The following is a 22,539-nucleotide window of genomic DNA, read 5'->3' on the forward strand; positions in this document are numbered from 1 at the left end:
GGATCAGGTCGCCTTGGGCGCAATCTTGGCAGCGAGGTTTTCGATCCGCGTGGTGACTTCGGAAAGAACGCCGGTGATGGCCGTGTCGTTCTTGTCCGCCCTCTGCAAGGCTTCATCGCGGCTCTTGCGCAGGGCGTCCGCCTCGTTTTCAAGCCCTTTCACCCGCATCTGCAATTCATGCAGCTCGTCCGTGATCATGATGCCGGCCATGACGGTCAGGCGCAGGTCGCCGATCTCACCGAACGACGATTTGAGGTGCGTCACGTAACGGTCGAACCGCTCGGCCAGGCCGGTCAGATGCTGTTCCTGGCCTTCGTCACAGGCCATCCGGTAGGCTTTGCCGTCAATCGTAACTGTTACAGTGGCCATGGGCGTCTCTTTCAGCTGATAGCGGTATTACCGGTCCAGTACGGTGCGAATGGATTCCATCGCCGTTACGAGACGGCGGGAGACTTCCTTGTTGGCTGCTTCCAGACGTTCCGCACGTCCTTCCGATGCGTCCAGCTCCTGGGCCAGCCTGCGCCGGTCCATGTTCATGCGCTGGACCTCTTCCTCGGCTTCGGCAAAGTCACCCTCCTGCTCAAGGCGCATGTCAACCGCGTCCTCGAGATGAGCCAAGGCTTTTGCCAATCGTTCCAGAACCTGCTTGAGGGTGGCTTCCGGTGCCATTTTCGCGTTTCCCCTGTGTGTCGCTCTTTTACGCGAATCGCAAAAAGAAGAACAGCTTATGCGCCGAAGTCTAGAGGGCACATCAACGTCGCGTCAATCAATCCGCGTTGTCACAGTCCAGTCATGCACCGATAATAAGCGTCTGCGACGAAAGAGCCTGCTTTTCGAACGCCTCAATTTGACTTAGGTTTTATTGACTCCCTGATGACACCTGCTATGTGTCGCGTGCCTTTTGGATCTTGTCTGAACCGGCGTCCAGAAACGGCATTTCCTATCCTCTTCGAAAGACGGTACACATGACCAATTCTGATAAATCCAACCAAATGGCCAATGCAATCCGCTTTCTGTCGGCCGATGCAGTGGAGAAGGCCAATTCCGGCCATCCCGGCCTTCCCATGGGCGCAGCTGATATTGCGACCGTTCTTTATACCCGTTTTCTCAAGCACGATCCGAAGGCGCCACATTGGCCCGACCGCGATCGCTTTGTCCTTTCCGCCGGACATGGCTCGATGCTGCTCTATTCGGTGCTTTACCTCTCGGGTTACGAAGACATCACCATCGACCAGATCAAGAATTTCCGCCAGCTCGGCTCGCGCACGGCCGGTCATCCCGAATATGGCCACGCCGCCGGCATCGAAACCACCACGGGCCCGCTCGGCCAGGGCCTGGCCAATGCCGTGGGCATGGCACTGTCCGAACGCATCATGAATGCCCATTACGGCGACAAGCTCGTCGATCACCATACCTATGTGATCGCCGGTGACGGCTGCCTCATGGAAGGCATCAGCCAGGAAGCCCTCGCGCTTGCCGGTCATCTCAAGCTGAACAAGCTCATCGTTTTCTGGGACCACAACAATATTTCCATCGACGGCCCGGTGTCGCTGGCCGACAATACGGATCAGTGCGCCCGTTTCGAGGCTTCCGGCTGGAACTCGATCAATGTCGACGGTCATGACCAGGATGCGATTGCTGCGGCGATTGAAAAGGCCCACAAGTCCGACAAGCCGACCCTGATCGCCTGCAAGACGACCATCGGTTTCGGCGCGCCGACCAAGGCCGGCACCAACAAGGTGCACGGCTCGCCGCTCGGTGCGGAAGAACTTGCCGGTGCACGCAAGGCACTCGGCTGGACATCCGAGCCATTTGTCGTTCCCGCTGATATTCTCGATACCTGGCGCGCCTCCGGTCTGCGCTCCGCCAAGGAGCATGCGGCATGGGAACAGCGCCTTGCGGCGACCGATGCGGAAACCCGCTCGGAGTTCGAGCGCCGTATCCGCGGCGATCTGCCCGGCAATTTCGAAGCCACGATCACGGCCTACAAGAAGAAGCTTTCGGAAGACAAGCCGAAGGTCGCGACCCGCAAGTCATCGGAAATGGCGCTTGAGGTCATCAACGGTGTCGTTCCCGAAACCATCGGTGGTTCCGCCGATCTGACCGGTTCCAACAACACCAAGACCAGCCAGACCCAGAACATCAGCCCCGATGATTACGGCCAGCGTTATGTGCATTACGGCATCCGCGAGCATGGCATGGCCGCTGCAATGAACGGCATGGCGCTGCATGGCGGCCTCATTCCGTATTCCGGCACATTCCTGACCTTCTCGGACTATGCCCGCGGCGCCATGCGCCTTTCCAGCCTCATGGGCATCCGCGTCATCTATGTGATGACGCACGATTCCATCGGTCTTGGTGAAGATGGTCCGACGCACCAGCCGGTCGAACATCTGGCAGCCCTGCGCGCCATTCCGAACAACTACGTCTTCCGTCCGGCGGATGCCGTGGAGACGGTGGAATGCTGGGAACTGGCGCTGAAATCCCGCAAGACGCCGTCGACATTGGCGCTGACACGCCAGAACCTGCCGACGGTCCGCACCGACCACGTCGACGAGAACAAGTGCGCCTACGGTGCCTATGAACTGGCTCCGGCCAGCGGCAAGGCTGCGGTGACGATTTTCGCGACCGGTTCGGAAGTCGAAATTGCTCTGGCGGCCCGTGCGCAGCTGGAAAAGGATGGTCATCCGGCCCGCGTCGTTTCCGTGCCCTGCTTTGAACTCTTCGAACAGCAGAGCGAAGACTACAAGCGCGCGCTGATCGGCGATGCTCCGGTCAAGGTTGCGGTGGAAGCTGCGATCCGCCTCGGCTGGGACCGTTTCATCGGCCTCGATGGTATCTTTGTCGGCATGACCGGTTTTGGTGCCAGCGGCCCGATCGAAGAGCTCTACAAGCATTTCGGCATCACCGCGGAAGCCATCGTCGCGGCTGCGGAAGGCAAGTTGAAATAATCGGCGGGTTTACCGCTTCATCACGTTCATCAAGGGCTCCTCACTACCCCCAAGGAGAAACTAAAAAATGACAGTTCGCGTTGCAATCAACGGGTTTGGCCGCATTGGCCGCAATGTTCTTCGCGCCATTATCGAATCCGGCCGCACCGACATCAAGGTTGTCGGCATCAACGATCTGGGTCCGGTCGAGACCAATGCTCACCTGATGCGTTACGACTCCGTGCACGGCCGTTTCCCCGGCACTGTAACGGTTTCCGGCGATACCATCGACGTCGGCCAGGGACCGATCAAGGTCACTGCCGTGCGCAACCCGGCAGAATTGCCGTGGAAAGAGCTCAACGTTGATATTGCGCTGGAATGCACCGGCATTTTCACGGCGCGTGACAAGGCGGCGGCCCATCTTGAAGCCGGCGCCAAGCGCGTCATCGTGTCGGCGCCTGCTGACGGTGCCGACCTGACGGTTGTGTTCGGTGTGAACCATCACAAGCTGACCAAGGAACACCTGGTCATTTCCAATGCGTCCTGCACCACCAACTGCCTTGCCCCGGTTGCATTTGTGCTCAACGAAGCTGTTGGCATCGATCATGGTTTCATGACCACGATCCACAGCTATACCGGCGACCAGCCGACGCTCGACACCATGCACAAGGATCTCTATCGCGGCCGTGCGGCTGCGCTGTCGATGATCCCGACATCGACCGGTGCCGCCAAGGCTGTCGGCCTCGTCCTGCCGGAACTCAACGGCAAGCTCGACGGCAGCTCGATCCGCGTCCCCACGCCCAATGTCTCGGTTGTGGATTTCAAGTTCGTTGCCAAGCGCGCGACGACGGTCGCCGAAATCAACGATGCCATCAAGTCCGCCGCCAACGGCAAGCTGAAGGGTATCCTCGGCTATACCGATGCTCCGAATGTCTCGATCGACTTCAACCACGACCCGCATTCATCCGTGTTCCATCTCGACCAGACCAAGGTCATGGAAGGAACATTCGTGCGCGTCCTGTCGTGGTACGACAATGAATGGGGCTTCTCGAACCGCATGGCCGACACGGCCGTCGCGTTCAGCAAGGTCATCTGAGGCGCTTGCTCCGATATGAGTTGAACGGCAGGCGTTTACACCCCCCTCTGTCCTGCCGGACATCTCCCCCACAAGGGGGGAGATCAGCTTTCAGATTTGTTGATGCACATCATCGAATGTGACGATGAGCGATAACACCAATGCCAATGTGATCTCCCCCCTTGTGGGGGAGATGGGCGGTAGCCCAGAGGGGGGTGCTGGCAAATTCAGATGAGGGGTAATCACCATGCCAGCTTTCAAGACACTCGATGATGCCGATGTTGCGGGAAAACGCGTTCTTCTGCGCGTCGACCTGAACGTACCGGTTGCCAATGGCCACGTGACCGATGCCACCCGGATCGAGCGTGTCGCGCCCACCATCCTTGAATTGTCGAAAAAGGGCGCCAAGGTTATCCTGCTTGCGCATTTCGGCCGTCCGAAAGATGGGCCAACACCGGAATTCAGCCTGAAGCCCATTGCGCATGCGGTTGCCAAGGTGATCGGCCAGAACGTGCATTTCGCCGAGGACAGCATCGGCGCGAAGGCGGCCGAAGCCGTCGCCAAGCTCGGGAACGGCGATATCCTGCTTCTGGAAAACACCCGTTTCCACAAGGGCGAGGAAAAGAACGATCCGGCCTACGTCAAGGCACTGGCCGCCAATGGCGATATCTACGTCAACGACGCGTTTTCTGCCGCGCACCGCGCCCACGCCTCGACAGAGGGTCTGGCGCATGTGCTGCCTGCTTATGCGGGCCGTACCATGCAGGCGGAGCTCGAAGCGCTGGAAAGCGGTCTCGGCAATCCGAAGCGTCCGGTGGTTGCGGTTGTCGGCGGTGCCAAGGTGTCGTCCAAGCTCGATCTCCTCGGCAATCTCGTCGAGAAGGTCGATGCGCTGGTGATCGGCGGCGGCATGGCCAATACATTCCTGGCGGCGCAGGGCGTCAAGGTCGGCAAATCGCTGTGCGAGCATGACCTCGCCGACACGGCCCGCGAGATCATGGGCAAGGCGCAGGCGGCCAACTGCACCATCATCCTGCCGGTCGATGCCATCGTTGCCTGGCATTTCGAAGCCAATGCACCGTTCCATGCCTACGGTCTGGATGCCATCCCCGAGGATGGCATGATCCTCGATGTCGGGCCGCAGTCGATCGAGCGCATCAAGGGTGCCATCGACGACGCGGCAACGCTGGTGTGGAACGGTCCGCTGGGCGCGTTCGAGCTGACACCGTTCGACAAGGCAACCGTTGCAGCGGCGCGGCATGTGGCCGAGCGCACCAGGTCGGGCCATCTGGTTTCGGTTGCCGGCGGCGGCGACACGGTGGCGGCGCTCAACCATGCGGGCATTGCCAATGACCTGACCTATGTGTCGACCGCAGGCGGCGCCTTCCTCGAATGGATGGAAGGCAAGCCGCTTCCTGGCGTCGACGTCCTCAAGCGCTGATGGCCTGTTCAAGGCGTGATCCGGGGTCTTTGCGGGCTCCGGATTAACGAAGAACAGAAAATGTTATCCTGTTAAATCGGTTGAAAAAATTTCAATCGTTTCAAAGGCTTGAACTGCCATTCCGTTTGATATGAGCTTCTGGTATGGGCCAGACCACTAGAAACGGAGTGCATGATCTATGAGCGAACGCCTGGAAGATATCGCGATTGCAATGGTTGCCAGCGGCAAGGGCCTGCTTGCTGCGGATGAAAGTACCGCAACGATCAAGAAGCGGTTCGATACGATTGGGCTGGAATCGACAGCCGATAGCCGCCGCGACTATCGCGAAATGCTGTTCCGCTCGGACGATGCCATGAAGAACTACATCTCCGGCGTCATTCTTTACGATGAAACCCTGCGTCAGAACGCCAAGGACGGCACGCCTTTCGTGCAGATCCTGAAAGCGGCCGGCAGCATTCCGGGCATCAAGGTCGATGCCGGTGCCAAGAACCTCGCGGGTTTTGCCGACGAGACCATCACGGAAGGCCTTGATGGGCTGCGTGAGCGGCTGGCTGAATATTACAAGCTGGGTGCGCGCTTTGCCAAATGGCGCGGCGTCATCAATATTTCCGATGCCCTGCCAAGCTGGGGTGCGGTCAAGCAGAATGCACAGGCTCTGGCCCGTTATGCCGCCCTTTGCCAGGAAGCCGGCATCGTGCCGATCGTCGAACCGGAAGTGCTGATGGACGGCAAGCCGGGCACCCACACGATCGAGCGCTGCTACGACGTGACCGAATGGGTGTTGAAGACCGTTTTCACCGAGCTCTACGATGCCCGCGTCGTGCTGGAAGGCATGATCCTCAAGCCGAACATGGTCATCGACGGCAAGAATGCCCGCAAGGCGTCGGTTGAACAGGTTGCCGAGCAGACCCTGCGTGTCTTGAAGTCGACGGTTCCATCCGCCGTGCCCGGCATTGCCTTCCTCTCCGGCGGCCAGTCGGATGAAGAAGCAACGGCGCATCTCTCGGCGATGAATGCCGCCCATGGCCTGCCGTGGAAGCTGACATTCTCCTATGGCCGCGCCCTGCAGGCTGCTGCGTTGAGCGCCTGGAACGGCAAGTCGGAGAATGTTGCAGCCGGTCAGCGTGCCTTCACGCACCGCGCCAAAATGAACAGCCTTGCCGCAACCGGCGGCTGGAAAAAGGACCTGGAAAAGGCCGCTTAAGCGTTTTTTATACAAAAACAGCTCTCATAGAGCCCGGGCCGGAATCAGGTCCGGGTTTTTTGTGTGCTGTGAGGACCGTTTGACCAAACCATCGGCTTTCCATCCGCTTGTCAGCTGGCTGCTGTTTCCGGTCTATGCGTGGCAGGGCATTGCCGTGCGGCTGAAGACCGAACGCATGCTGCCGCCGCCAGCCTTCCCGGTGGGCGAGATCGCAGGCAAGGAGCCGGCCATCCGCCTGCTGGTGCTGGGCGATTCCTCCGCGGCCGGTGTCGGGGTGAGCGATGTCTGGCAAAGTCTCTGCGTGCGGCTTGCCGTGCACCTGCAGGGACGGACGGGACGCAAGATCATCTGGCGCGCCGCCGGGTTCAATTCCGCCACGTCAGGCCAGCTGCGCGATCATGTGGTGCCCAATATCGAGCGGGGCATGTGGACCCATATCGTTCTGACGACCGGCACCAACGACACCAAGAATTTCCACTCGGTCGCCCGTTTCAAAAGGGAATTCGGCGGGTTGCTCTATGCACTGAAGGCAAAGTGGCCGGAGACCTCGGTCGTCTGGTCGCCGGTCATCGATTTCCGCGACGTGCCGGCGATGCCGCCGCTGCTCGGGCGCATTCTGGAAGGGCGGGCCAGTGCCATCAACGCCATGGGCGAGCGGCTCTGCCGTGAACGTTCAGCAATAGCGGCACCGCGCCTGCCGGTCGAGGGGCCCGAGGGCTTTTCCAGCGACGGTTTCCATGCCTCCGCCCACGGCTACGACGCCTGGGCGAAACATCTCGTGCCCTATGTGCTTAATCTTCCAAATGGCGAGAAGGCGGCGGGCCCGTTGATGCAATGAATCTTGAGAAGAAATTTGGCCAAAACGTACGATACTGGCGTAAAAAACGCGGACTCTCACAAGAAGAGTTTGCTGATCGGGCACATCTGCATCCCACCTATGTGAGCGGGATCGAGTCGGGACACAGGAATCCAACCATAAAGGTTATTGAACGCATTGCCGATGCGCTTGACGTCGAGCCCGCAGCGCTGCTGTCTCTTCTCTTGGATGAGTGACCTGACGGACTCGAGGCTTACCATTGGCAAACATACTGGAAGCTGGCATTCCCATCGTGCGTGGTTCGACAGGCTCACCATGAGGGAGAGGGGTTGATTGCAGGGAGTTCCATCCTGCATCGTTTCCGATTGGCCTTGCAGCCCATCCAACCTCCCTCATGGTGAGCCTCCTGAGCTTGTCGAAGGGCGAACCACGGCATGACAGTTTTGCAGAGTGAAGAAACAAACCCAGTTTGAACGGGCATGGTGTTGTCACTTAAGGGAACAAAACTCATAATCCGCTGTGGCTCAGCACCACGACCACCAGCATCGCAAATATCGCTCCGGCGGCGATTTTCCAGAAATCCCCGCGCTTCTTCATGCCGGGCCAGCCCAATGGCTTGATCAAGTGCAGCGCCATCAGGAGGATCAGCAGCAGCGGCAGAATCTTGAGCATCGTCGTTACAAAGCCTGCCGCCTGAGGGGAACGGGTGAGTGGAGATTCGACAAGTGTGTGATCCCGCGCCAATTGTCAAATCGGCCTTTGACTCCGGGGCGCACATTGGGGAAGGTACGCCATCTGGGAGGATATTCATGACATCACGCTATGCACAGGTCTACCGGGATTGGCAGTCCGATCCGGAGGGATTTTGGGCCAGGGCCGCCGAGGCCATCGACTGGTCGCGGCCGTGGGAACAGGTCTTTGATGCCACGCATCAACCCTATGGCCGCTGGTATCCGGGAGCGGAGTGCAACACCTGCTATAACGCCGTCGACCGTCACGTGGAGCGCGGCCGGGGTGATCAGGTCGCCCTGATCTATGACAGCGCAGTGACCGGCACGGGACGCAAGATCACCTATGCCGCCTTGCTCGACGAGGTGAACGCGCTGGCGGCGGTGCTGACCGACAGGGGCGTCGCCAGGGGTGACCGCGTCATCATCTACATGGCGATGGTGCCCGAAGCGGTGGTGGCGATGCTGGCCTGCGCGCGCATCGGCGCGGTGCATTCCGTTGTTTTCGGCGGGTTTGCCGCCCACGAGCTGGCCACCCGCATCGACGATGCCAAGCCGGTGATGATCATCGCCACCTCCTGCGGCCTCGAACCGGGCCGGGTGGTGGCCTACAAGCCGATGCTGGACAAGGCCATCGAGCAGGCGGCGCACAAGGTTACCTCCTGCCTCATTCTCGTGCGTCCGCAACAGCCGCACGAGCTGGTGACCGGGCGCGATATCGACTACGCCGCAGCTGTCGCGGCCGCCAGCGGGCGGAAAGTGCCCTGCGCGCGCGTCAAGGCAACGGACCCGCTTTATATCCTCTATACCTCGGGCACCACGGGCCAGCCCAAGGGCGTGGTGCGCGACAATGGCGGCCATCTCGTTGCGCTGGCATGGTCGATGGGCGCGGTCTACGACACGGCTGCGGGCGAGGTGTTCTGGGCCGCCTCCGATATAGGCTGGGCGGTCGGCCACTCCTACATCGCCTATGCGCCGCTGTTCATCGGCGCGACAAGTGTCCTGTTCGAAGGCAAGCCGGTGGGAACGCCCGATGCCGGCACATTCTGGCGGGTGATTGCCGACCACAAGGTCAAGGTGCTGTTTACCGCGCCGACAGCGTTCCGCGCCATCAAGAAGGAAGATCCGAAGGGCGAGTTCATCGGCAAATATGATCTGTCCTCGCTGCGATATCTGTTTCTGGCGGGCGAGCGGGCGGATACGGACACGATCAAATGGGCCGAGGAAAAGCTCGGCGTTCCCGTCATCGACCATTGGTGGCAGACGGAGAGCGGCTGGCCCATGGCGGCCAATCCGGCAGGTCTCGGCATGCTGCCGGTCAAGTACGGGTCGCCGACCGTGCCCATGCCCGGCTATGACGTGCAGGTGCTGGATGACGCCGGGCACCCGGTCAAGCGCGGCGAGCTGGGCAATATCGTGGTCAAGCTGCCTTTGCCGCCCGCCTGCCTGCCGACGCTGTGGAACGCCGACCAGCGGTTCCGCGAGGCCTATATGGCGGAATTCCCCGGCTATTACAAAACCGCCGATGCCGGGATCATCGATGAAGACGGCTATATCTACATCATGAGCCGGACCGACGACATCATCAATGTCGCCGGACACCGCCTGTCGACGGGGTCGATGGAGGAGGTGCTGTCAAGCCATCCGGATGTGGCGGAATGCGCGGTTATCGGCATTGCCGATCATCTGAAAGGGCAGGTTCCCTGCGGGTTCATCGTGCTCAAATCGGGCGTCACCCGGGCGGCGGCGGATATCGAGCAGGAATGCGTCGCCCTGATCCGTGACCGGATCGGCCCGGTTGCGGCCTTCAAGATCGCGGTGACAGCCAAGCGGCTGCCGAAAACCCGCTCCGGCAAGATCCTGCGCGGGACGATGCAGAAGATTGCCGATCAGGAGCCGTGGAACATGCCGGCCACCATCGACGACCCCGCGATCCTCGACGAGATCAAGGCCGTGCTCAACGCCAGGGGTATCGGCATTCCCGTTGGGTGACCGCCCCCAAACGATCCTGTCCCGGTCAAATCCATGCCCGCATCTTTCCTGCCCCTGCTGACAGGCTCCTGACAGAAGGTTGTCAGGAGGGGTGTGCGATAGTGTCTTCGTAAGCAAAGGAGACAGGGTCATGAATATGGTTGATTTTGGAATCGTCGGAACAGTCAGGCGCCTGTGGTCGCGGTATGCACATCTGCGTGACGAAATGCGGACTGAACGCTCCGTCGGCGCACTCCCGGACTATCTGCTGAAGGACATCGGCTGGCCCGATGCCTATGCGGAACGTCTGGCACGGCGCAATTCAATGAAGGACGCCGCCGGCAGCGAAAATGCCGGCGCCGTTCGCCAATCCGGCCGTTCGCGGCGTCCGGCCCATGCGGCAACCGGAAAAACGAGCCAAAACGGACATTTCAAGCTAGAATACTGATCAGTGACGCCGAAAGGGAGCATCGCGATGGACCAGAAAAAGACGATCGGCCTCGTATTCATCGATGAATTCGCCGATTGGGAGTTCGGTCTGCTTTCCGGATCAGCCGTCGAATGGTTTGGTGCGCGGGCGGTTGCTCTGGCCCCGACGGCAGGTCCCCTCAGGTCCATTGGCGGATTGCATCTCGTGCCGGACCGCGGACTTGATCCGCAGGAGAACGCGGATCTGGATGCGGTTGCGGTGATCGGCGCCAACACCTGGCCGTCGGAAGATGCTCCTGACATTGCACCCCTGCTGCATTCGATTTTGTCACGCGGCGGCATTGTCGGCGGCATCTGCGGCGGGACGCTGGCTCTTGCCCGCGCGGGTGTTTTCGAAGGCCGCAGACACACCAGCAACGGCGCAGGCTGGATACAGTCCCAGATCGGGGACTATGCCGATTCCTCCCTGTATCAGGATGTGCCCCATGCGGTGCGTGACGCGCAGATTGTCAGCGCGGCCGGATCGGCGCCGGGCACTTTTGCCACGGAATTTCTCGAAGCGTTCCTGCCGGAGCAGGCGGAACAGATTGCCGGGATGCGCAGCTTTATTGCGCGCGAGTACCAGGCGGCCGGTTGAGCCGGCCCCAGGGAGGGTGCGATGAAAACATGGACAGACAAACTGGATTCAGGCGCGCCGCCCCAGGTCAAGCCCGCGCCGGTCAGCATCGCTGGTATGAAGGCTGGTGAGATCATGCTGGTACCCACGGCCCGTCAGGTGGACGATTTCATCCGCACTCTCCCCAAGGGCAAGCATATGGATGTGAAAGTCTTGCGGCAGACCATGGCCAGGCAGCATGGGGCGCAGGTGACCTGTCCCATCACGCTGGGATTTCACCTGCGCACGGTCGCTGAAGCCGCGTTCGAGGATTACCAGAGGACGGGCGACATCAGCGCTGTGACGCCGTTCTGGCGGGTTCTCAATTCCAGTACCCCCACTCTTTCCCGGCTGTCATTCGGGGCGGCATTTGTAACCGAACAACGCCTTAGAGAAGGCTTGAAGGATTAAGCAGCATGCGGCGTGCAGATCGTCTCTTTCAGATCGTACAGAAACTCCGGGGCGGGCGGCTGGTTACCGCGCGCCAGCTGGCGGAAAAGCTCGAAGTGTCCGAACGGACCATCTATCGCGATATTGCCGACCTCCAATCCACCGGCGTGCCGATCGACGGCGAGGCGGGGGTGGGCTATATCCTGCGGGAAGGCTTTGACCTGCCGCCGCTGATGTTCACGCGCGACGAGGTGGTCGCGCTGGTTGCCGGCGCCCGGCTGATAACGGCCTGGGGCGGTGCCTCCATGGCGCGCGCAGCGGAAGAGGCCATCATCAAGATCGGGGCTGTTCTGCCCAAGGATGATCGCCCGCGCATTGCCAACACGCATATTCATTCCTCCGGAACCAATATCAGCAGCCATGACCGGGCGATGATCGATCTTGCCGAGAATGCGGCGGACCAGTGCCAGGTGCTGTCCGTGGCCTACAAGGACATGGACGGCAAGGAAAGCCTGCGGGACATCAGGCCGCTCGGACTGTGGTTCTGGGGCAAGGTCTGGACCGTGATCAGCTGGTGCGAATTGCGCAATGATTTCCGCACGTTCCGCATCGACCGGATCACCAGGGCCGAGAAGGCCCAGCGCATTTTCCGGCAGGAGCGCGGCAAGACGCTGGCCGATTTCTACCGGCGGATGGAACTCAGCGAAGCGCCCGATGCCAAGAAGGCGTCTTAACCAGCTGTCTGGCCCGTCATGAGCGAGGCGGCAAAATCCTCCCGGTTCAAGGCAAAGTATCTGTATGGGGCGCCGTCGTGCGTGGCTGTGAGGCCGATCTTTTGCGCCACACGAATGGACGCCGCATTGTCCGGATGGATTGCGGCAACGATGCGCTTGATGCCAGCCTGCCCGAAGGCGTGCACGACGAGCGGCCGGGCAGCTTCCGTCGCATAGCCCTTGCCCCAGGCGTGGCGATTGAGCCGCCAGCCGATTTCAATGTCCGGCCCCACCGCATCGTCCGGGATCAGCAGGACCCAGCCGAGAAACCGTTGCGGCTGGTCGCGCGCAAAGATCGACCAATAGCCGAGATCCGGGCCGAAATCCGCCTCCATGCGCGCGGTGATGAAACGGCGATGCGCATCGGGATTCGTCCAGGGCCCCGGTATGAACCGGGTCACCTCCGGATCGCGGTCCATGGCCATGCAGTCTTCCAGATCAGCCATGGTGCGCGGGCGCAGGAAAAGCCGTTCCGTCTCGAATGTCGGCAGCAAGGCTGTATCTCCCGTAAAAGAAAAAAGCTCCACCGGAGGAGGAGCTTTCTCGATTCAGGGACTACCCGTCAAGGCAATCAAATGGCTTATTCTTCCTCGTCTTCGTCCGTATTGCGGCCCTTGAGCGAGGAAAGCTTGGCGAAAACCTTGTCCGCATCGAGCTCTTCGTCCTCTTCGCGGACGGCTGGCTGGATGTCCAGGTTTTCCGTGGCCGATGCCGGCAGCAATGTATCGCCGCCTTCGCCGGGCTGGACCGGGCGGTTGCGGGAAGAACGCTCGACCTCGAGGTCAAGGTCGATCTGCGAGCACAGGCCGAGGGTGACCGGGTCCATCGGCTGGAGATTGTTGGAATTCCAGTGGGTGCGGTTGCGGATCTGCTCGATGGTCGACTTCGTCGTGCCGATGAGGCGCGAAACCTGCGCATCCTTCAGTTCCGGATGGTTGCGCACCAGCCACAGAATGGCGTTGGGGCGATCCTGGCGCTTGGAAAGCGGCGTGTAGCGCGGTCCCTTGCGCTTGGCTTCCGGCACGCGCACCTTCGGCTCGAGAATCTTCAATTTGTGATTGATGTCGGCTTCGCCCCTGGCGATTTCCTCACGCGACAGCTGGCCGGTCATCAGCGGATCCAGTCCCTTGATGCCCTGGGCCGATTCACCGTCGGCAATCGCTTTCACCTCAAGCGGGTGCAGTTTGCAGAAGGCGGCAATCTGGTCAAAAGACAGAGCGGTGTTGTCGACAAGCCAGACGGCCGTTGCCTTTGGCATGAGAAGCTGGGTGGCCATTGAATATAGTCCTCTCGTTCGTCCGCTCCGGTGAGGCGGGACGTGGGTTCAACCACAATTTCCGGGAATTCGAGGCGTTATATAGCGGTAAATTCTCGATTGGGCAAGAATCGGTTTTCGTCGCAACCGAATGCAATTACCGGTTTCACCAAACTGTCATGAAATTGTCATGCCGCTGCAACGCCCGCGGGCAACTGATCCCTTGTAAACAAGAGGAGATTCAACAATGCCGCGCAAGACCCTTTGCATCGGACTGTGGACCGCCCTGGCCGCTTCCGTCGCCCTGCCAGCCGCCGCCGAACCGGTTTTCAACCGGATCGCCAGCTTCCCGGTTGCTGACAACCTGCCCAAGGATGCAGACAAGTCGAAGCCGACATCGTCGGAAATCATCACGGCCTCGGAAGACGGCAAGACGCTGGTCTATTCCGACAGCCCCTACGGCGCCATCGGCTTCATCGATATCAGCGATGCCGCCAGGCCCAAGGCCGCCGGCCTGCTCAAAGTCGAAGGTGAGCCGACCTCCGTTGCGGTTGCCGGCGCCATGGTGCTGGCTGCGGTCAACACCTCCAAGGATTACAAGAATCCCTCCGGCCGGCTTGACGTGATCGACCTTGCATCGCGCACGGTGCTGACGAGCTGCGATCTCGGCGGTCAGCCGGACTCGGTGGCCGTCTCGCCCGACAGGACCATTGCCGCCGTTGCCATCGAAAACGAGCGCGACGAGAAGCTCAATGATGGCGAACTGCCGCAGCTTCCCTCCGGCGATCTCAAGATTTTCTCGCTGAAGAACGGCGCGCCGGATTGCACAAGCATGAGGACCGTCGTTCTGACCGGCCTCGCCGACATCGCCCCGGAGGATGCCGAGCCGGAATTCGTGTCGATCAACGCGAACAACCAGATCGCCGTTACCCTGCAGGAAAACAACCATATCGCGATCATCGATGCGGCCAGCGGCAAGATCACCTCGCATTTCTCCGCCGGCACGGTCGATCTCGACAAGATCGACGTCAAGAACGACGGCGCGCTGAAGTTCGATGGCAGCATGAAGGGTGTCCTGCGCGAGCCGGATACCGTGAAATGGCTGGGTAATGACCGCATTCTCACAGCCAATGAAGGCGACTACAAGGGCGGTTCGCGCAGCTTCACGATCTTCTCCACCGACGGCAAGGTTCTCTATGAATCCGGCCCCTCGCTGGAACACAGGATTGCGGCAGCCGGTCACTATCCCGACAAGCGCAACAAGAAGGGCGTGGAACTCGAAGGCGCCGAAGTCGCGCAGTACGGCGATACCAGCTACATCTTCGTTGCCAGCGAGCGCGCTTCCGTCGTCGGCGTCTACAAGGATACCGGCAAGGACCCGGAATTCGTGCAGCTGCTGCCATCGGGCATCGCCCCGGAAGGCATTCTTGCCATTCCCTCGCGCAATCTGTTCGTCACCGCCAATGAATCCGATCTGGTTGCGGATGGCGGCGCGCGCTCCCATGTCATGATCTATGAGCTGAAGGACCAGGAACCGGCCTATCCGAAGATCGTGTCGGCGTCGAAGGATGATGGCACGCCGCTGGGCTGGGGTGCCCTGTCGGGCCTGGTTGCAGACCTGAAGGAGCCGGGCAAGCTCTATGCGGTCTCGGACTCGTTCTATTCGGCCGCGCCCACCATCTTCACCATCGATGCCAAGCAGACGCCGGCAAAGATCACCCGGGCGCTGGTGGTCACGCGCGGCGGCCAGCCGGCCCAGAAGCTCGATCTTGAGGGCATCACCACCGATGGCGCAGGCGGCTTCTGGCTTGCCAATGAGGGCGACCAGTCCAAGCTGGTGCCGCATGCGATCTTCAACGTCAACGAGAAGGGCGAGATCAAGAAGGAAATCGCGCTTCCTGAAGAGCTGCTGCCGCATCAGACCCGTTTCGGGCTGGAAGGGATCACCCGCGTCGGCGAAGGCGATGCCACCATTCTGTGGATGGCCGTGCAGCGGGAATGGAAGGATGACGAAAAAGGTTTCGTCAAGCTCCTGAGCTACAACGTCAAGGACAAGAGCTGGGGTGCCGTCTCCTATCCGCTGGACAAGAAGAGCGGTGACGGCTGGGTCGGTCTTTCCGAAATCACCGCCCATGAGGGCCAGCTCTACATTGTCGAACGCGACAATCTGATTGGTGACAAGGCGGTCAACAAGAAGCTCTATCGCGTGGCGCTGGACGGCCTCAAACCGGCAAAGCTCGGCGAAAAGCTGCCGGTTGTCGAGAAGACGCTGGCACGCGACTTCATCGCCGATCTGAAGAGCACGAATGGTTATGTCGTCGACAAGCTGGAAGGCTTTACCGTCGACGTCGCCGGCAATGGCTATGCGGTCACCGACAATGACGGCGTCGACGGCTCATCCGGCGAAACGTTGTTCTTCGGCATCGGCAAGGTCAGCGCGGCAAACTGAGCCGTCCGCAACGTTTGCAGGAGGCCGCGCTTGCCGCGCGGCCTTTTGCTTGACGCTTGTCAGCTGACGTCGAGGACGATCTTGCCGACATGCTTGCCTTCCTCCATGCGCTCATGCGCCCGCCACGCCTCGTGGAACGGATAGACCATGTCGATGACCGGGGCGACGCGGCGCTGCACCAGGAGAGGCCAGACTTTCAGCTCCAGTTCCCGGGCAATACCGGCCTTGAACTCGACCGGCCGTGCCCGCAGGGTCGATCCCGTATGGGTCAGCCGCTTGATCATGATTTTGGATATGTCGACCGTGACCTTTGCGCCATTGAGATGGGCGATCTGCACGATCCGCCCATCGATGGCAGCAGCGTCGTAATTGCGCCCGGTGTAATCGCCGCCAACCATATCGAGCGTCAGGTTGACGCCCTTGCCGCCGGTGGCCTCCTTCACCGCCTCGACAAAATCGTGCGTGCGGTAGTTGATCGCCCGGTCGGCGCCAAGCTTCAGGCAGGCTTCGCATTTGTCGTCGGAACCGGCCGTGGTGATGACATAGGCGCCGAACGCGCTGGCAAGCTGGATCGCCGTGGTGCCGATGCCGGATGTACCGCCATGCACGAGGAATGTCTCGCCGCTCTTCAGGCCGCCCCGTTCGAACACATTGTGCCAGACGGTGAAAAAGGTCTCGGGCAGGGCGGCGGCTTCGATGAACCCGTATCCCGCCGGGATCGGCAGGGCCGTGGTCTCGTGCACGGTGCAATACTGGGCATAGCCGCCGCCTGCCACCAGTGCCGTCACCCGGTCGCCGACGCGGAAGCGCGTGACGCCGCTGCCCACGGCAACGACGTCGCCGGCAATTTCAAGGCCGGGAATGTCCGATGCGCCCGGTGGCGGCGGATAATGACCCTGGCGCTGCAGCACGTCAGGCCGGTTGACGCCGGCCGCATGCACCTGAACCAGAAGTTCGTTCGGCCCTGCTTCCGGAACGCCGCGCTTTCCCGGCTTGAGGACCAGCGGACCGCCCGGCTGGGTGATCTCGACCGCGGTCATCGTCGTCGGAATTTTACTGGCCATGGGTAGCTCCTTCAGTTGATTCGCTTGAATGATTTGCAATTCGAAGCGGGTGGACTGTATCCTTTCAGCACAAAGCGGCAAGTGGAGGACATGATGTCACTTTTCGACGAGGAACCGAAACGCAGGGTTGCCCACGAGATCGGGCAGGAACTTTCTCTGCTTTCCGTCGCCGAGCTGGACGAGCGCATCGGCATCCTGCGGGCGGAAATCACCCGGCTTGAGGAAGAGCGCACGCGCAAGGGCAGCAGCAAGCTGGCGGCGGAAGCACTTTTTCGCTGAAACGGAACGTAAATGATGCGGATGTCATGATGTCTCCGCATTGCTGATCGAGACGGGCCTGTACCGGCTTGTTGCCGGCATCCGTCCAAGCATTGGGGTACCGCTGTGTTCCGTTCGTTCGTACAGGTCTTTGCCCTCTTGTGTGGCACGTCATTCCTGGTCATGGCCTCGGGCCTACACGGGCTCCTGCTGCCGCTGCGCGGCGGGGCGGAAGGTTTTTCCACGACGTCCCTCGGTCTTCTCGGTACCGCCTGGGCCGGCGGCTTCATAACCGCCTGCCTGCTGGCGCCGCGCCTGGTGCGCCGCGTCGGCCACGTCCGGGCATTCAGCGCCTTTGCCGCCATTGCCGCCATTGTCGCGCTGATGACCGGTATCCTGGTGCATGCCACGGCCTGGATTGCGCTGCGGGCGCTGACCGGCTTTGCCATGGCCGGCGCCTACATGGTGATCGAAAGCTGGCTGAACGAGCGGGCGACCAATGCCAATCGCGGTCAGATCTTCGGCCTCTACATGGTGGTGAACTTTGCCTCCATCACGGCGGGCCAGATGATGATCGGCTTCGGCGACGTGCACAACGGCACCTTTTTCATGCTGACCGGAATCCTGTTCTGTCTGGCGCTGATTCCGACGGCCATTTCCACCGCCAGCAGCCCGAAACCGCTGACGGAAGTGCAGCTCGACCTCAAGGCGCTCTACCGCAATTCGCCGGTTGCCTTTGTCGGCTGCATGCTGATCGGCGTTGCCAATGGCGCGTTCGGCACGCTGGGCGCCGTCTATGGCGCGGCGACGGGCATCACCACCACGGAAATCGCGCTGATGATGAGTGCCTCCGTCATGGGCGGTGCCCTGATGCAGATCCCGGTCGGGCGCATGTCCGACCGTACCGACCGGCGCTATGTCCTGGCGTTCGTCGCGGGTGCTGCGGCCATCATCGGCATCCTGATTTTCCTGATCGGCTCGCGTCAGGCAACGGTCATCCTGTTCATGACGGCGATCTATGGCGGACTGGCCTATACGCTCTATCCGGTGGCCGTGGCCCATGCCAACGACTATTCGGACTCGCAGAATTTCGTCAAGGTAACCGGCGGCCTGCTGCTGCTCTATGGCTTCGGCACCATGGTCGGGCCGATCCTCGGCGCCTGGGCCATGGAATATGTTGCGCCCGAAGGCCTGTTTGCGATCACGGCGCTGGCACATGTCTCGATCATGACCCACGCCATCATCCGCTCGCGCATGCGGGCAGCCATGCCGATTGCGATGCGGGACAATTTCCAGACCGTTCCCTCGGAGCGGGCAACGCCCGAGGGCATCAAGCTCGATCCCCGGGCGGAAGCCCAGCCGGACTGAGGTTCGCAACGTTTTTCGTACAAAATGCGTTGACATTGACGGCAGTTTAAAACGACTATTCGGCATGGCCGAAACCGACGCATTTGCCGCCATTTCCGATCCGAACCGCCGCTATCTGTTGGAAGAGTTGCGGCGCGGTCCCAAGACCGTGAATGAACTGGCGCTTGGCCTGCCCATTTCGCGCCCGGCGGTATCCCAGCACCTGAAGGCGCTGCTGGATGCGCAACTGGTCAAGGTCAAGTCCGAGGGGACACGCCGGATTTATGCCGTCGACGACAGTGGCTTCTTTCACCTGAATTTGTGGCTGGATCAGTTCTGGAGCGAATGATGGCCGCACGACGTCCGGCCAATAAAAAAACCCGGTCGCAGACCGGGTTTTTGTTTTAGTGCCAGCCCAGCGGCCTCTCCGGCAACCGGCTGAAATTCTTCTTCTGTCGGCCAAAGGCTCTAATGGCGCGTGGCGGTCGATCTCAGTTTTTCGATTTGCTCTTTCAGCATGAGCTTGCGACGTTTCATATCGGTAATCTTCAGGTCGTCGGTGGCAGGACTTGCCAGCGCTTCGGAGATTTCCTTCTCGAGTGCACCATGCTTACGTTCAAGCGTTTCAAGATGAGACTCAATGGCCATCCGGCTTCTCCCTTGGTTGGTTTCCTACTCGTTCACGCTCTGTCGGCCAAAGGGCGAGATTATGACAGAGCCGTGACACTCTGCCACCACTTGAAGCAATTGTCGAATTTGTTTCGTAGGATTTTCTTGTCATGTAAAATATGGTATTGCCACGTGCTGATCCGGTATTCTCGAACGCCGGACCAGACATTGGATTCTTCTAAAGCAAAATACCGGGAATCACTGCATGTCCGACCAGGATCAGGCTGACATTCGATTGGCAGTCGCACGATTGAAACAGGAGCATCTGGATTTTGATGCCGCCATACAAGCGATGATCCAGGTTGGTTGTGACCAGCTTCGAATCCAGCGGATGAAAAAGAAGAAGCTCATCATCAAAGACAAGCTCATCGAGCTTGAAGACAAGATCATCCCGGACATTATTGCCTGATTTTCAACAGCTTGTGACCGGTGGGCTGCCGATAACTTGCAGCGTCCCCACTTTTCCGTTAATCCCTGCACGCTCCGCTGATCAGAGGATGTTCAATGGCCGATAAACGCGCTGACGTCGCAATCATCATGGGTAGCCAGTCCGATTGGGCAACCATGCGCCACGCCGCCGAGACGCTCGATGCGCTCGGCATTTCCCACGATGACCGCATCGTTTCCGCCCACCGCACGCCGGACCGTCTGGTTGCTTTTGCCAAGGGCGCGCGCGATGCCGGTCTCAAGGTTGTGATCGCCGGTGCCGGCGGTGCCGCCCATCTTCCCGGGATGGCCGCTTCCATGACGCCGCTGCCGGTGTTCGGCGTGCCGGTGGAATCGAAAGCTCTTTCCGGACAGGATTCCCTCCTGTCCATTGTCCAGATGCCGGCCGGCATTCCCGTCGGCACCCTGGCGATCGGCCGTGCCGGTGCGGTCAATGCCGCCCTTTTGGCTGCGGCTGTTCTGGCACTGAACGATGCCGCACTGGCAAAACGGCTTGACAACTGGCGCACGGCGCAGAGCGAAAAGGTCGCCGAACGGCCATCTGACGAGGCATGAGATGATTGCAGCAGGATCGACTATCGGCATTATCGGCGGGGGACAGCTCGGCCGCATGCTTGCCATGGCAGCCGCGCGTCTCGGCTATCGCACCGTCATTCTCGAACCGCAGGCGGACTGTCCGGCCGCGCAGGTTGCCAATGAGCAGATCGTGGCGGCCTATGACGATCCCGATGCGCTGGAGCGCCTGGCTGAGCTGAGCGACGTCATCACCTACGAATTCGAAAATGTGCCGGTCGATGCGGCCGAGACATTGAATGAAAGCACGCCGGTCTTTCCGCCGCCCGAGGCGCTGAAAGTGTCGCAGGACCGGGTGACCGAAAAGCGCTTCCTCAACAAGGCCGGCATCCCGACAGCGCAATGGCGCATTGTCGAGAATGAGGGCGATCTGGAAGCGGCGCTTCTCGCCTTCGAGGGCAAGGGTATCCTCAAGACCCGCCGCTTCGGCTATGACGGCAAGGGCCAGGTCAAGTTTTCCGGCGCCAAGGGCGAAGAAGCCAAGGCGGGCTTTGCCGCCATCGGCAGCGTCCCGGCCATTCTGGAAGGTCTGGTCGATTTCACCCGCGAGATTTCGGTGATCGCGGCGCGTGACGAGGCGGGCAATATCGGCATCTACGACATTGCCGAGAACGTGCACAGGGACGGCATTCTGGCGACGTCGACCGTGCCGGTGTCCGTATCGTCGACGATTGCAGGGCTTGCGGCCGATTCGGCGCGCAAGCTGCTCGAGGCTCTCAATTATGTCGGTGTTCTCGGCATGGAGTTCTTCGTGCTGGCCAACGGGACACTGCTGGCCAATGAATTTGCCCCGCGCGTGCACAATTCGGGTCACTGGACGGAAGCCGCCTGCACGGTCTCGCAGTTCGAACAGCATATCCGTGCGGTTGCCGGGCTGCCGCTGGGCGATACGCGGCGCCATTCCGATTGCGTGATGGAAAATCTCATCGGCGATGACGTGGCCAAACTGCCGGCGATTTTGGCGGAAAGCGGGGCCGTCGTGCATCTCTACGGCAAGGCCGATGCACGTCCCGGCCGCAAGATGGGCCACGTCACGCGCATTACAAAGCGGCTGTAGGGGCAAATAATTTCACTCCCGATGCATGAATCGCCATATGAATCATGAGTCGGGAGTTGACAATCGGGGCAATCCTTGGCTATTTCCCCGCAACGTGTTTCCGGCGCGCTCCAGAGGCGCGCTTTATTATTGGTGCCCGGTTTCGGGCGTAAAGATACCGGTGCTGAAATGAAGATCAAGAATTCGCTCAAGGCTCTCAAAGGCCGTCATCGTGACAATCAGCTGGTGCGCCGCAAGGGCCGCATCTACATCATCAACAAGACTGCGCCGCGTTTCAAAGCGCGCCAGGGCTGATTTACCGTTTCACGGTTATTTGCATTTGACGTTTCGCTGATACGGACTACGATCCGTATCATGCGGAACGTTTTTGCGTTTTTTATCGGATCTGTCCTGATGATGTCGCCGGCGCTGGTACTGGCGCAGGAAACGTCCGGGACTGACGTCCCTGCGGCTGCACCGCAGGCAGCCGCGCTGCCGGGCAAGACCCTGGCCGAAAAGCGCGCCGCCCGCCTCGATGAGCTGTTCTTTGCCCTGAAGCGCGAGCGCAACGAAGCCAAAGCCACCCGCATCGCCGAACAGATCCAGGCGCAGTGGCAGAATTCCGGCAGTGCGACCGTCGATCTGATGATGCAATGGGCGGCCCTCGCCATGACGGAAAAGAAATATGCCGTCGCGCTGGATTTTCTCGATCAGGTCACCGTGATGAAACCGGATTTTGCCGAGGGCTGGAACCGGCGTGCCACGGTCAATTTCCTGATGAATGATTACGGGCGGTCGATGGCCGATATCCAGAAGACGCTGTCGCTGGAGCCGCGTCATTTCGGTGCGCTGGCGGGGCTGGCGGCCATCCTGAAGGATACCGGCAACAAGGAAGGCGCCCTGCATGCCTTTGAGCAGGTTCTTGCGGTCTATCCGATGATGCGGGAGGCGCAGAAGCAGGCGGGCCAATTGGCCGAGGACCTGACGGGTCAGCGTACCTGATTTTTTCGGTGTTTCCGGGTCGGCGG

Annotated in this window: 27 protein-coding genes; 20 read left to right on the plus strand and 7 right to left on the minus strand. The window is 60.6% G+C overall.

Translation table 11 applies throughout. The annotated features are described in order from the left end of the window. Nucleotides 1–3: 3 nt before the first annotated feature. Together AC1Q5O_RS13995 and AC1Q5O_RS14000 are read right to left on the minus strand one after the other, a co-directional pair. Nucleotides 4–369, minus strand: a complete 366-nt coding sequence (locus tag AC1Q5O_RS13995) for a cell division protein ZapA (RefSeq protein ID WP_223613714.1) — start codon at nt 367–369, stop codon at nt 4–6. Between the two features lie 27 nt (nt 370–396). Further along, a complete protein-coding gene (locus tag AC1Q5O_RS14000; protein WP_223613713.1) occupies nt 397–669 on the minus strand; it encodes a DUF4164 domain-containing protein in 273 nt (90 codons plus the stop codon). A 296-nt stretch (nt 670–965) separates the two neighbouring features. On the opposite strand from AC1Q5O_RS14000, the gene tkt reads away from it, so the two are divergent. From tkt to AC1Q5O_RS14030, 6 genes are all read left to right on the plus strand, one after another. Further along, nucleotides 966–2,951, plus strand: coding sequence for a transketolase (gene tkt / locus AC1Q5O_RS14005; protein WP_492563708.1), 1,986 nt, complete (start codon nt 966–968; stop codon nt 2,949–2,951). A gap of 67 nt (nt 2,952–3,018) precedes the next feature. Beyond that, the gene (gap, locus tag AC1Q5O_RS14010) at nt 3,019–4,026 is read left to right on the plus strand and encodes a type I glyceraldehyde-3-phosphate dehydrogenase (RefSeq protein ID WP_105734389.1); all 1,008 of its coding nucleotides are present in this window, start codon (nt 3,019–3,021) and stop codon (nt 4,024–4,026) included. Between the two features lie 226 nt (nt 4,027–4,252). Then, entirely contained in the window at nt 4,253–5,446 is a 1,194-nt protein-coding gene (locus AC1Q5O_RS14015; RefSeq protein ID WP_492563710.1) for a phosphoglycerate kinase, read from the plus strand. 178 nt (nt 5,447–5,624) lie between these two features. Next, nucleotides 5,625–6,650 (plus strand): class I fructose-bisphosphate aldolase, encoded by a 1,026-nt coding sequence (locus tag AC1Q5O_RS14020; protein ID WP_223613710.1) that lies wholly within the window; start codon nt 5,625–5,627, stop codon nt 6,648–6,650. A gap of 79 nt (nt 6,651–6,729) precedes the next feature. After that, on the plus strand, nt 6,730–7,488 hold the full coding sequence (locus tag AC1Q5O_RS14025; protein WP_492563712.1) for an SGNH/GDSL hydrolase family protein: 759 nt from the start codon (nt 6,730–6,732) through the stop codon (nt 7,486–7,488). Continuing rightward, nucleotides 7,485–7,703: a helix-turn-helix domain-containing protein gene (locus tag AC1Q5O_RS14030; protein ID WP_403180480.1), complete on the plus strand. Its 219-nt coding sequence runs from the start codon at nt 7,485–7,487 to the stop codon at nt 7,701–7,703. Before AC1Q5O_RS14025 ends, AC1Q5O_RS14030 begins: the two co-directional genes overlap by 4 nt. A gap of 271 nt (nt 7,704–7,974) precedes the next feature. Here the strand turns inward: AC1Q5O_RS14030 and AC1Q5O_RS14035 are convergent, their stop codons facing one another. Beyond that, nucleotides 7,975–8,139, minus strand: a complete 165-nt coding sequence (locus AC1Q5O_RS14035; protein WP_223613708.1) for a hypothetical protein — start codon at nt 8,137–8,139, stop codon at nt 7,975–7,977. A gap of 137 nt (nt 8,140–8,276) precedes the next feature. Between AC1Q5O_RS14035 and AC1Q5O_RS14040 the strand changes: the two genes are divergently transcribed. The 5 genes from AC1Q5O_RS14040 to AC1Q5O_RS14060 all read left to right on the plus strand — a co-directional run bounded on the left by AC1Q5O_RS14040 (nt 8,277) and on the right by AC1Q5O_RS14060 (nt 12,374). Next, nucleotides 8,277–10,187: a propionyl-CoA synthetase gene (locus tag AC1Q5O_RS14040; protein ID WP_492563714.1), complete on the plus strand. Its 1,911-nt coding sequence runs from the start codon at nt 8,277–8,279 to the stop codon at nt 10,185–10,187. A gap of 130 nt (nt 10,188–10,317) precedes the next feature. After that, nucleotides 10,318–10,614 (plus strand): DUF1127 domain-containing protein, encoded by a 297-nt coding sequence (locus AC1Q5O_RS14045; RefSeq protein WP_492563716.1) that lies wholly within the window; start codon nt 10,318–10,320, stop codon nt 10,612–10,614. A gap of 27 nt (nt 10,615–10,641) precedes the next feature. After that, complete coding sequence (locus tag AC1Q5O_RS14050; RefSeq protein ID WP_492563718.1) at nt 10,642–11,232, plus strand: DJ-1/PfpI family protein; 591 nt, start codon at nt 10,642–10,644, stop codon at nt 11,230–11,232. A 21-nt stretch (nt 11,233–11,253) separates the two neighbouring features. Continuing rightward, nucleotides 11,254–11,661, plus strand: a complete 408-nt coding sequence (locus tag AC1Q5O_RS14055) for a hypothetical protein (protein WP_492563719.1) — start codon at nt 11,254–11,256, stop codon at nt 11,659–11,661. 5 nt (nt 11,662–11,666) lie between these two features. Then, the gene (locus AC1Q5O_RS14060; protein ID WP_492563720.1) at nt 11,667–12,374 is read left to right on the plus strand and encodes a helix-turn-helix transcriptional regulator; all 708 of its coding nucleotides are present in this window, start codon (nt 11,667–11,669) and stop codon (nt 12,372–12,374) included. On the opposite strand, the gene AC1Q5O_RS14065 is transcribed toward AC1Q5O_RS14060, so the two are convergent. Together AC1Q5O_RS14065 and AC1Q5O_RS14070 are read right to left on the minus strand one after the other, a co-directional pair. Continuing rightward, a complete protein-coding gene (locus tag AC1Q5O_RS14065) occupies nt 12,371–12,907 on the minus strand; it encodes a GNAT family N-acetyltransferase (RefSeq protein ID WP_492563721.1) in 537 nt (178 codons plus the stop codon). The two genes, AC1Q5O_RS14060 and AC1Q5O_RS14065, sit on opposite strands and share 4 nt — an antisense overlap. A gap of 86 nt (nt 12,908–12,993) precedes the next feature. Next, nucleotides 12,994–13,689: a DUF1013 domain-containing protein gene (locus tag AC1Q5O_RS14070; RefSeq protein ID WP_223613702.1), complete on the minus strand. Its 696-nt coding sequence runs from the start codon at nt 13,687–13,689 to the stop codon at nt 12,994–12,996. Between the two features lie 226 nt (nt 13,690–13,915). On the opposite strand from AC1Q5O_RS14070, the gene AC1Q5O_RS14075 reads away from it, so the two are divergent. Next, complete coding sequence (locus AC1Q5O_RS14075) at nt 13,916–16,117, plus strand: esterase-like activity of phytase family protein (protein ID WP_492563723.1); 2,202 nt, start codon at nt 13,916–13,918, stop codon at nt 16,115–16,117. 59 nt (nt 16,118–16,176) lie between these two features. Here the strand turns inward: AC1Q5O_RS14075 and AC1Q5O_RS14080 are convergent, their stop codons facing one another. After that, nucleotides 16,177–17,181, minus strand: coding sequence for an NAD(P)H-quinone oxidoreductase (locus AC1Q5O_RS14080; RefSeq protein WP_492563725.1), 1,005 nt, complete (start codon nt 17,179–17,181; stop codon nt 16,177–16,179). A 93-nt stretch (nt 17,182–17,274) separates the two neighbouring features. Here AC1Q5O_RS14080 and AC1Q5O_RS14085 point away from each other — a divergent pair, with 93 nt between their 5' ends. The 3 genes from AC1Q5O_RS14085 (at nt 17,275) to AC1Q5O_RS14095 (ending at nt 19,135) form a co-directional block, all read left to right on the plus strand. Then, entirely contained in the window at nt 17,275–17,460 is a 186-nt protein-coding gene (locus AC1Q5O_RS14085) for a DUF1192 domain-containing protein (RefSeq protein WP_105734400.1), read from the plus strand. Between the two features lie 105 nt (nt 17,461–17,565). Further along, nucleotides 17,566–18,807 (plus strand): MFS transporter, encoded by a 1,242-nt coding sequence (locus AC1Q5O_RS14090; protein ID WP_223613698.1) that lies wholly within the window; start codon nt 17,566–17,568, stop codon nt 18,805–18,807. Nucleotides 18,808–18,871: 64 nt separating this feature from the next. Beyond that, nucleotides 18,872–19,135 carry an ArsR/SmtB family transcription factor gene (locus AC1Q5O_RS14095; RefSeq protein ID WP_223613697.1) on the plus strand — a complete coding sequence of 88 codons (264 nt, stop codon included), beginning with the start codon at nt 18,872–18,874 and terminating at the stop codon, nt 19,133–19,135. A gap of 119 nt (nt 19,136–19,254) precedes the next feature. Here the strand turns inward: AC1Q5O_RS14095 and AC1Q5O_RS14100 are convergent, their stop codons facing one another. Beyond that, nucleotides 19,255–19,434, minus strand: a complete 180-nt coding sequence (locus AC1Q5O_RS14100; RefSeq protein WP_105734402.1) for a YdcH family protein — start codon at nt 19,432–19,434, stop codon at nt 19,255–19,257. A gap of 226 nt (nt 19,435–19,660) precedes the next feature. Between AC1Q5O_RS14100 and AC1Q5O_RS14105 the strand changes: the two genes are divergently transcribed. The 5 genes from AC1Q5O_RS14105 to AC1Q5O_RS14125 all read left to right on the plus strand — a co-directional run bounded on the left by AC1Q5O_RS14105 (nt 19,661) and on the right by AC1Q5O_RS14125 (nt 22,513). After that, complete coding sequence (locus tag AC1Q5O_RS14105) at nt 19,661–19,864, plus strand: YdcH family protein (RefSeq protein ID WP_008128260.1); 204 nt, start codon at nt 19,661–19,663, stop codon at nt 19,862–19,864. A 95-nt stretch (nt 19,865–19,959) separates the two neighbouring features. After that, the gene (gene purE, locus AC1Q5O_RS14110) at nt 19,960–20,457 is read left to right on the plus strand and encodes a 5-(carboxyamino)imidazole ribonucleotide mutase (protein WP_492563729.1); all 498 of its coding nucleotides are present in this window, start codon (nt 19,960–19,962) and stop codon (nt 20,455–20,457) included. Nucleotide 20,458: 1 nt separating this feature from the next. Next, nucleotides 20,459–21,532 carry a 5-(carboxyamino)imidazole ribonucleotide synthase gene (locus AC1Q5O_RS14115; protein WP_492563731.1) on the plus strand — a complete coding sequence of 358 codons (1,074 nt, stop codon included), beginning with the start codon at nt 20,459–20,461 and terminating at the stop codon, nt 21,530–21,532. Nucleotides 21,533–21,700: 168 nt separating this feature from the next. Beyond that, nucleotides 21,701–21,826 (plus strand): type B 50S ribosomal protein L36, encoded by a 126-nt coding sequence (gene ykgO / locus AC1Q5O_RS14120; protein WP_091880250.1) that lies wholly within the window; start codon nt 21,701–21,703, stop codon nt 21,824–21,826. 60 nt (nt 21,827–21,886) lie between these two features. Continuing rightward, entirely contained in the window at nt 21,887–22,513 is a 627-nt protein-coding gene (locus tag AC1Q5O_RS14125) for a hypothetical protein (protein WP_492563733.1), read from the plus strand. Nucleotides 22,514–22,539 lie beyond the last annotated feature (26 nt).

This window comes from Phyllobacterium sp. MT110 (assembly GCF_058792715.1).

Bases quoted from the DNA above. Each gene is read 5' to 3' on its own strand.
- AC1Q5O_RS13995 (WP_223613714.1), bottom strand. From the start codon at position 369: ATGGCCACTGTAACAGTTACGATTGACGGCAAAGCCTACCGGATGGCC.
- AC1Q5O_RS14000 (WP_223613713.1), bottom strand. From the start codon at position 669: ATGGCACCGGAAGCCACCCTCAAGCAGGTTCTGGAACGATTGGCAAAA.
- tkt (WP_492563708.1), top strand. From the start codon at position 966: ATGACCAATTCTGATAAATCCAACCAAATGGCCAATGCAATCCGCTTT.
- gap (WP_105734389.1), top strand. From the start codon at position 3,019: ATGACAGTTCGCGTTGCAATCAACGGGTTTGGCCGCATTGGCCGCAAT.
- AC1Q5O_RS14015 (WP_492563710.1), top strand. From the start codon at position 4,253: ATGCCAGCTTTCAAGACACTCGATGATGCCGATGTTGCGGGAAAACGC.
- AC1Q5O_RS14020 (WP_223613710.1), top strand. From the start codon at position 5,625: ATGAGCGAACGCCTGGAAGATATCGCGATTGCAATGGTTGCCAGCGGC.
- AC1Q5O_RS14030 (WP_403180480.1), top strand. From the start codon at position 7,485: ATGAATCTTGAGAAGAAATTTGGCCAAAACGTACGATACTGGCGTAAA.
- AC1Q5O_RS14035 (WP_223613708.1), bottom strand. From the start codon at position 8,139: ATGCTCAAGATTCTGCCGCTGCTGCTGATCCTCCTGATGGCGCTGCAC.
- AC1Q5O_RS14040 (WP_492563714.1), top strand. From the start codon at position 8,277: ATGACATCACGCTATGCACAGGTCTACCGGGATTGGCAGTCCGATCCG.
- AC1Q5O_RS14045 (WP_492563716.1), top strand. From the start codon at position 10,318: ATGAATATGGTTGATTTTGGAATCGTCGGAACAGTCAGGCGCCTGTGG.
- AC1Q5O_RS14050 (WP_492563718.1), top strand. From the start codon at position 10,642: ATGGACCAGAAAAAGACGATCGGCCTCGTATTCATCGATGAATTCGCC.
- AC1Q5O_RS14055 (WP_492563719.1), top strand. From the start codon at position 11,254: ATGAAAACATGGACAGACAAACTGGATTCAGGCGCGCCGCCCCAGGTC.
- AC1Q5O_RS14060 (WP_492563720.1), top strand. From the start codon at position 11,667: ATGCGGCGTGCAGATCGTCTCTTTCAGATCGTACAGAAACTCCGGGGC.
- AC1Q5O_RS14070 (WP_223613702.1), bottom strand. From the start codon at position 13,689: ATGGCCACCCAGCTTCTCATGCCAAAGGCAACGGCCGTCTGGCTTGTC.
- AC1Q5O_RS14075 (WP_492563723.1), top strand. From the start codon at position 13,916: ATGCCGCGCAAGACCCTTTGCATCGGACTGTGGACCGCCCTGGCCGCT.
- AC1Q5O_RS14080 (WP_492563725.1), bottom strand. From the start codon at position 17,181: ATGGCCAGTAAAATTCCGACGACGATGACCGCGGTCGAGATCACCCAG.
- AC1Q5O_RS14085 (WP_105734400.1), top strand. From the start codon at position 17,275: ATGTCACTTTTCGACGAGGAACCGAAACGCAGGGTTGCCCACGAGATC.
- AC1Q5O_RS14095 (WP_223613697.1), top strand. From the start codon at position 18,872: ATGGCCGAAACCGACGCATTTGCCGCCATTTCCGATCCGAACCGCCGC.
- AC1Q5O_RS14100 (WP_105734402.1), bottom strand. From the start codon at position 19,434: ATGGCCATTGAGTCTCATCTTGAAACGCTTGAACGTAAGCATGGTGCA.
- AC1Q5O_RS14105 (WP_008128260.1), top strand. From the start codon at position 19,661: ATGTCCGACCAGGATCAGGCTGACATTCGATTGGCAGTCGCACGATTG.
- purE (WP_492563729.1), top strand. From the start codon at position 19,960: ATGGCCGATAAACGCGCTGACGTCGCAATCATCATGGGTAGCCAGTCC.
- AC1Q5O_RS14115 (WP_492563731.1), top strand. From the start codon at position 20,459: ATGATTGCAGCAGGATCGACTATCGGCATTATCGGCGGGGGACAGCTC.
- ykgO (WP_091880250.1), top strand. From the start codon at position 21,701: ATGAAGATCAAGAATTCGCTCAAGGCTCTCAAAGGCCGTCATCGTGAC.
- AC1Q5O_RS14125 (WP_492563733.1), top strand. From the start codon at position 21,887: ATGCGGAACGTTTTTGCGTTTTTTATCGGATCTGTCCTGATGATGTCG.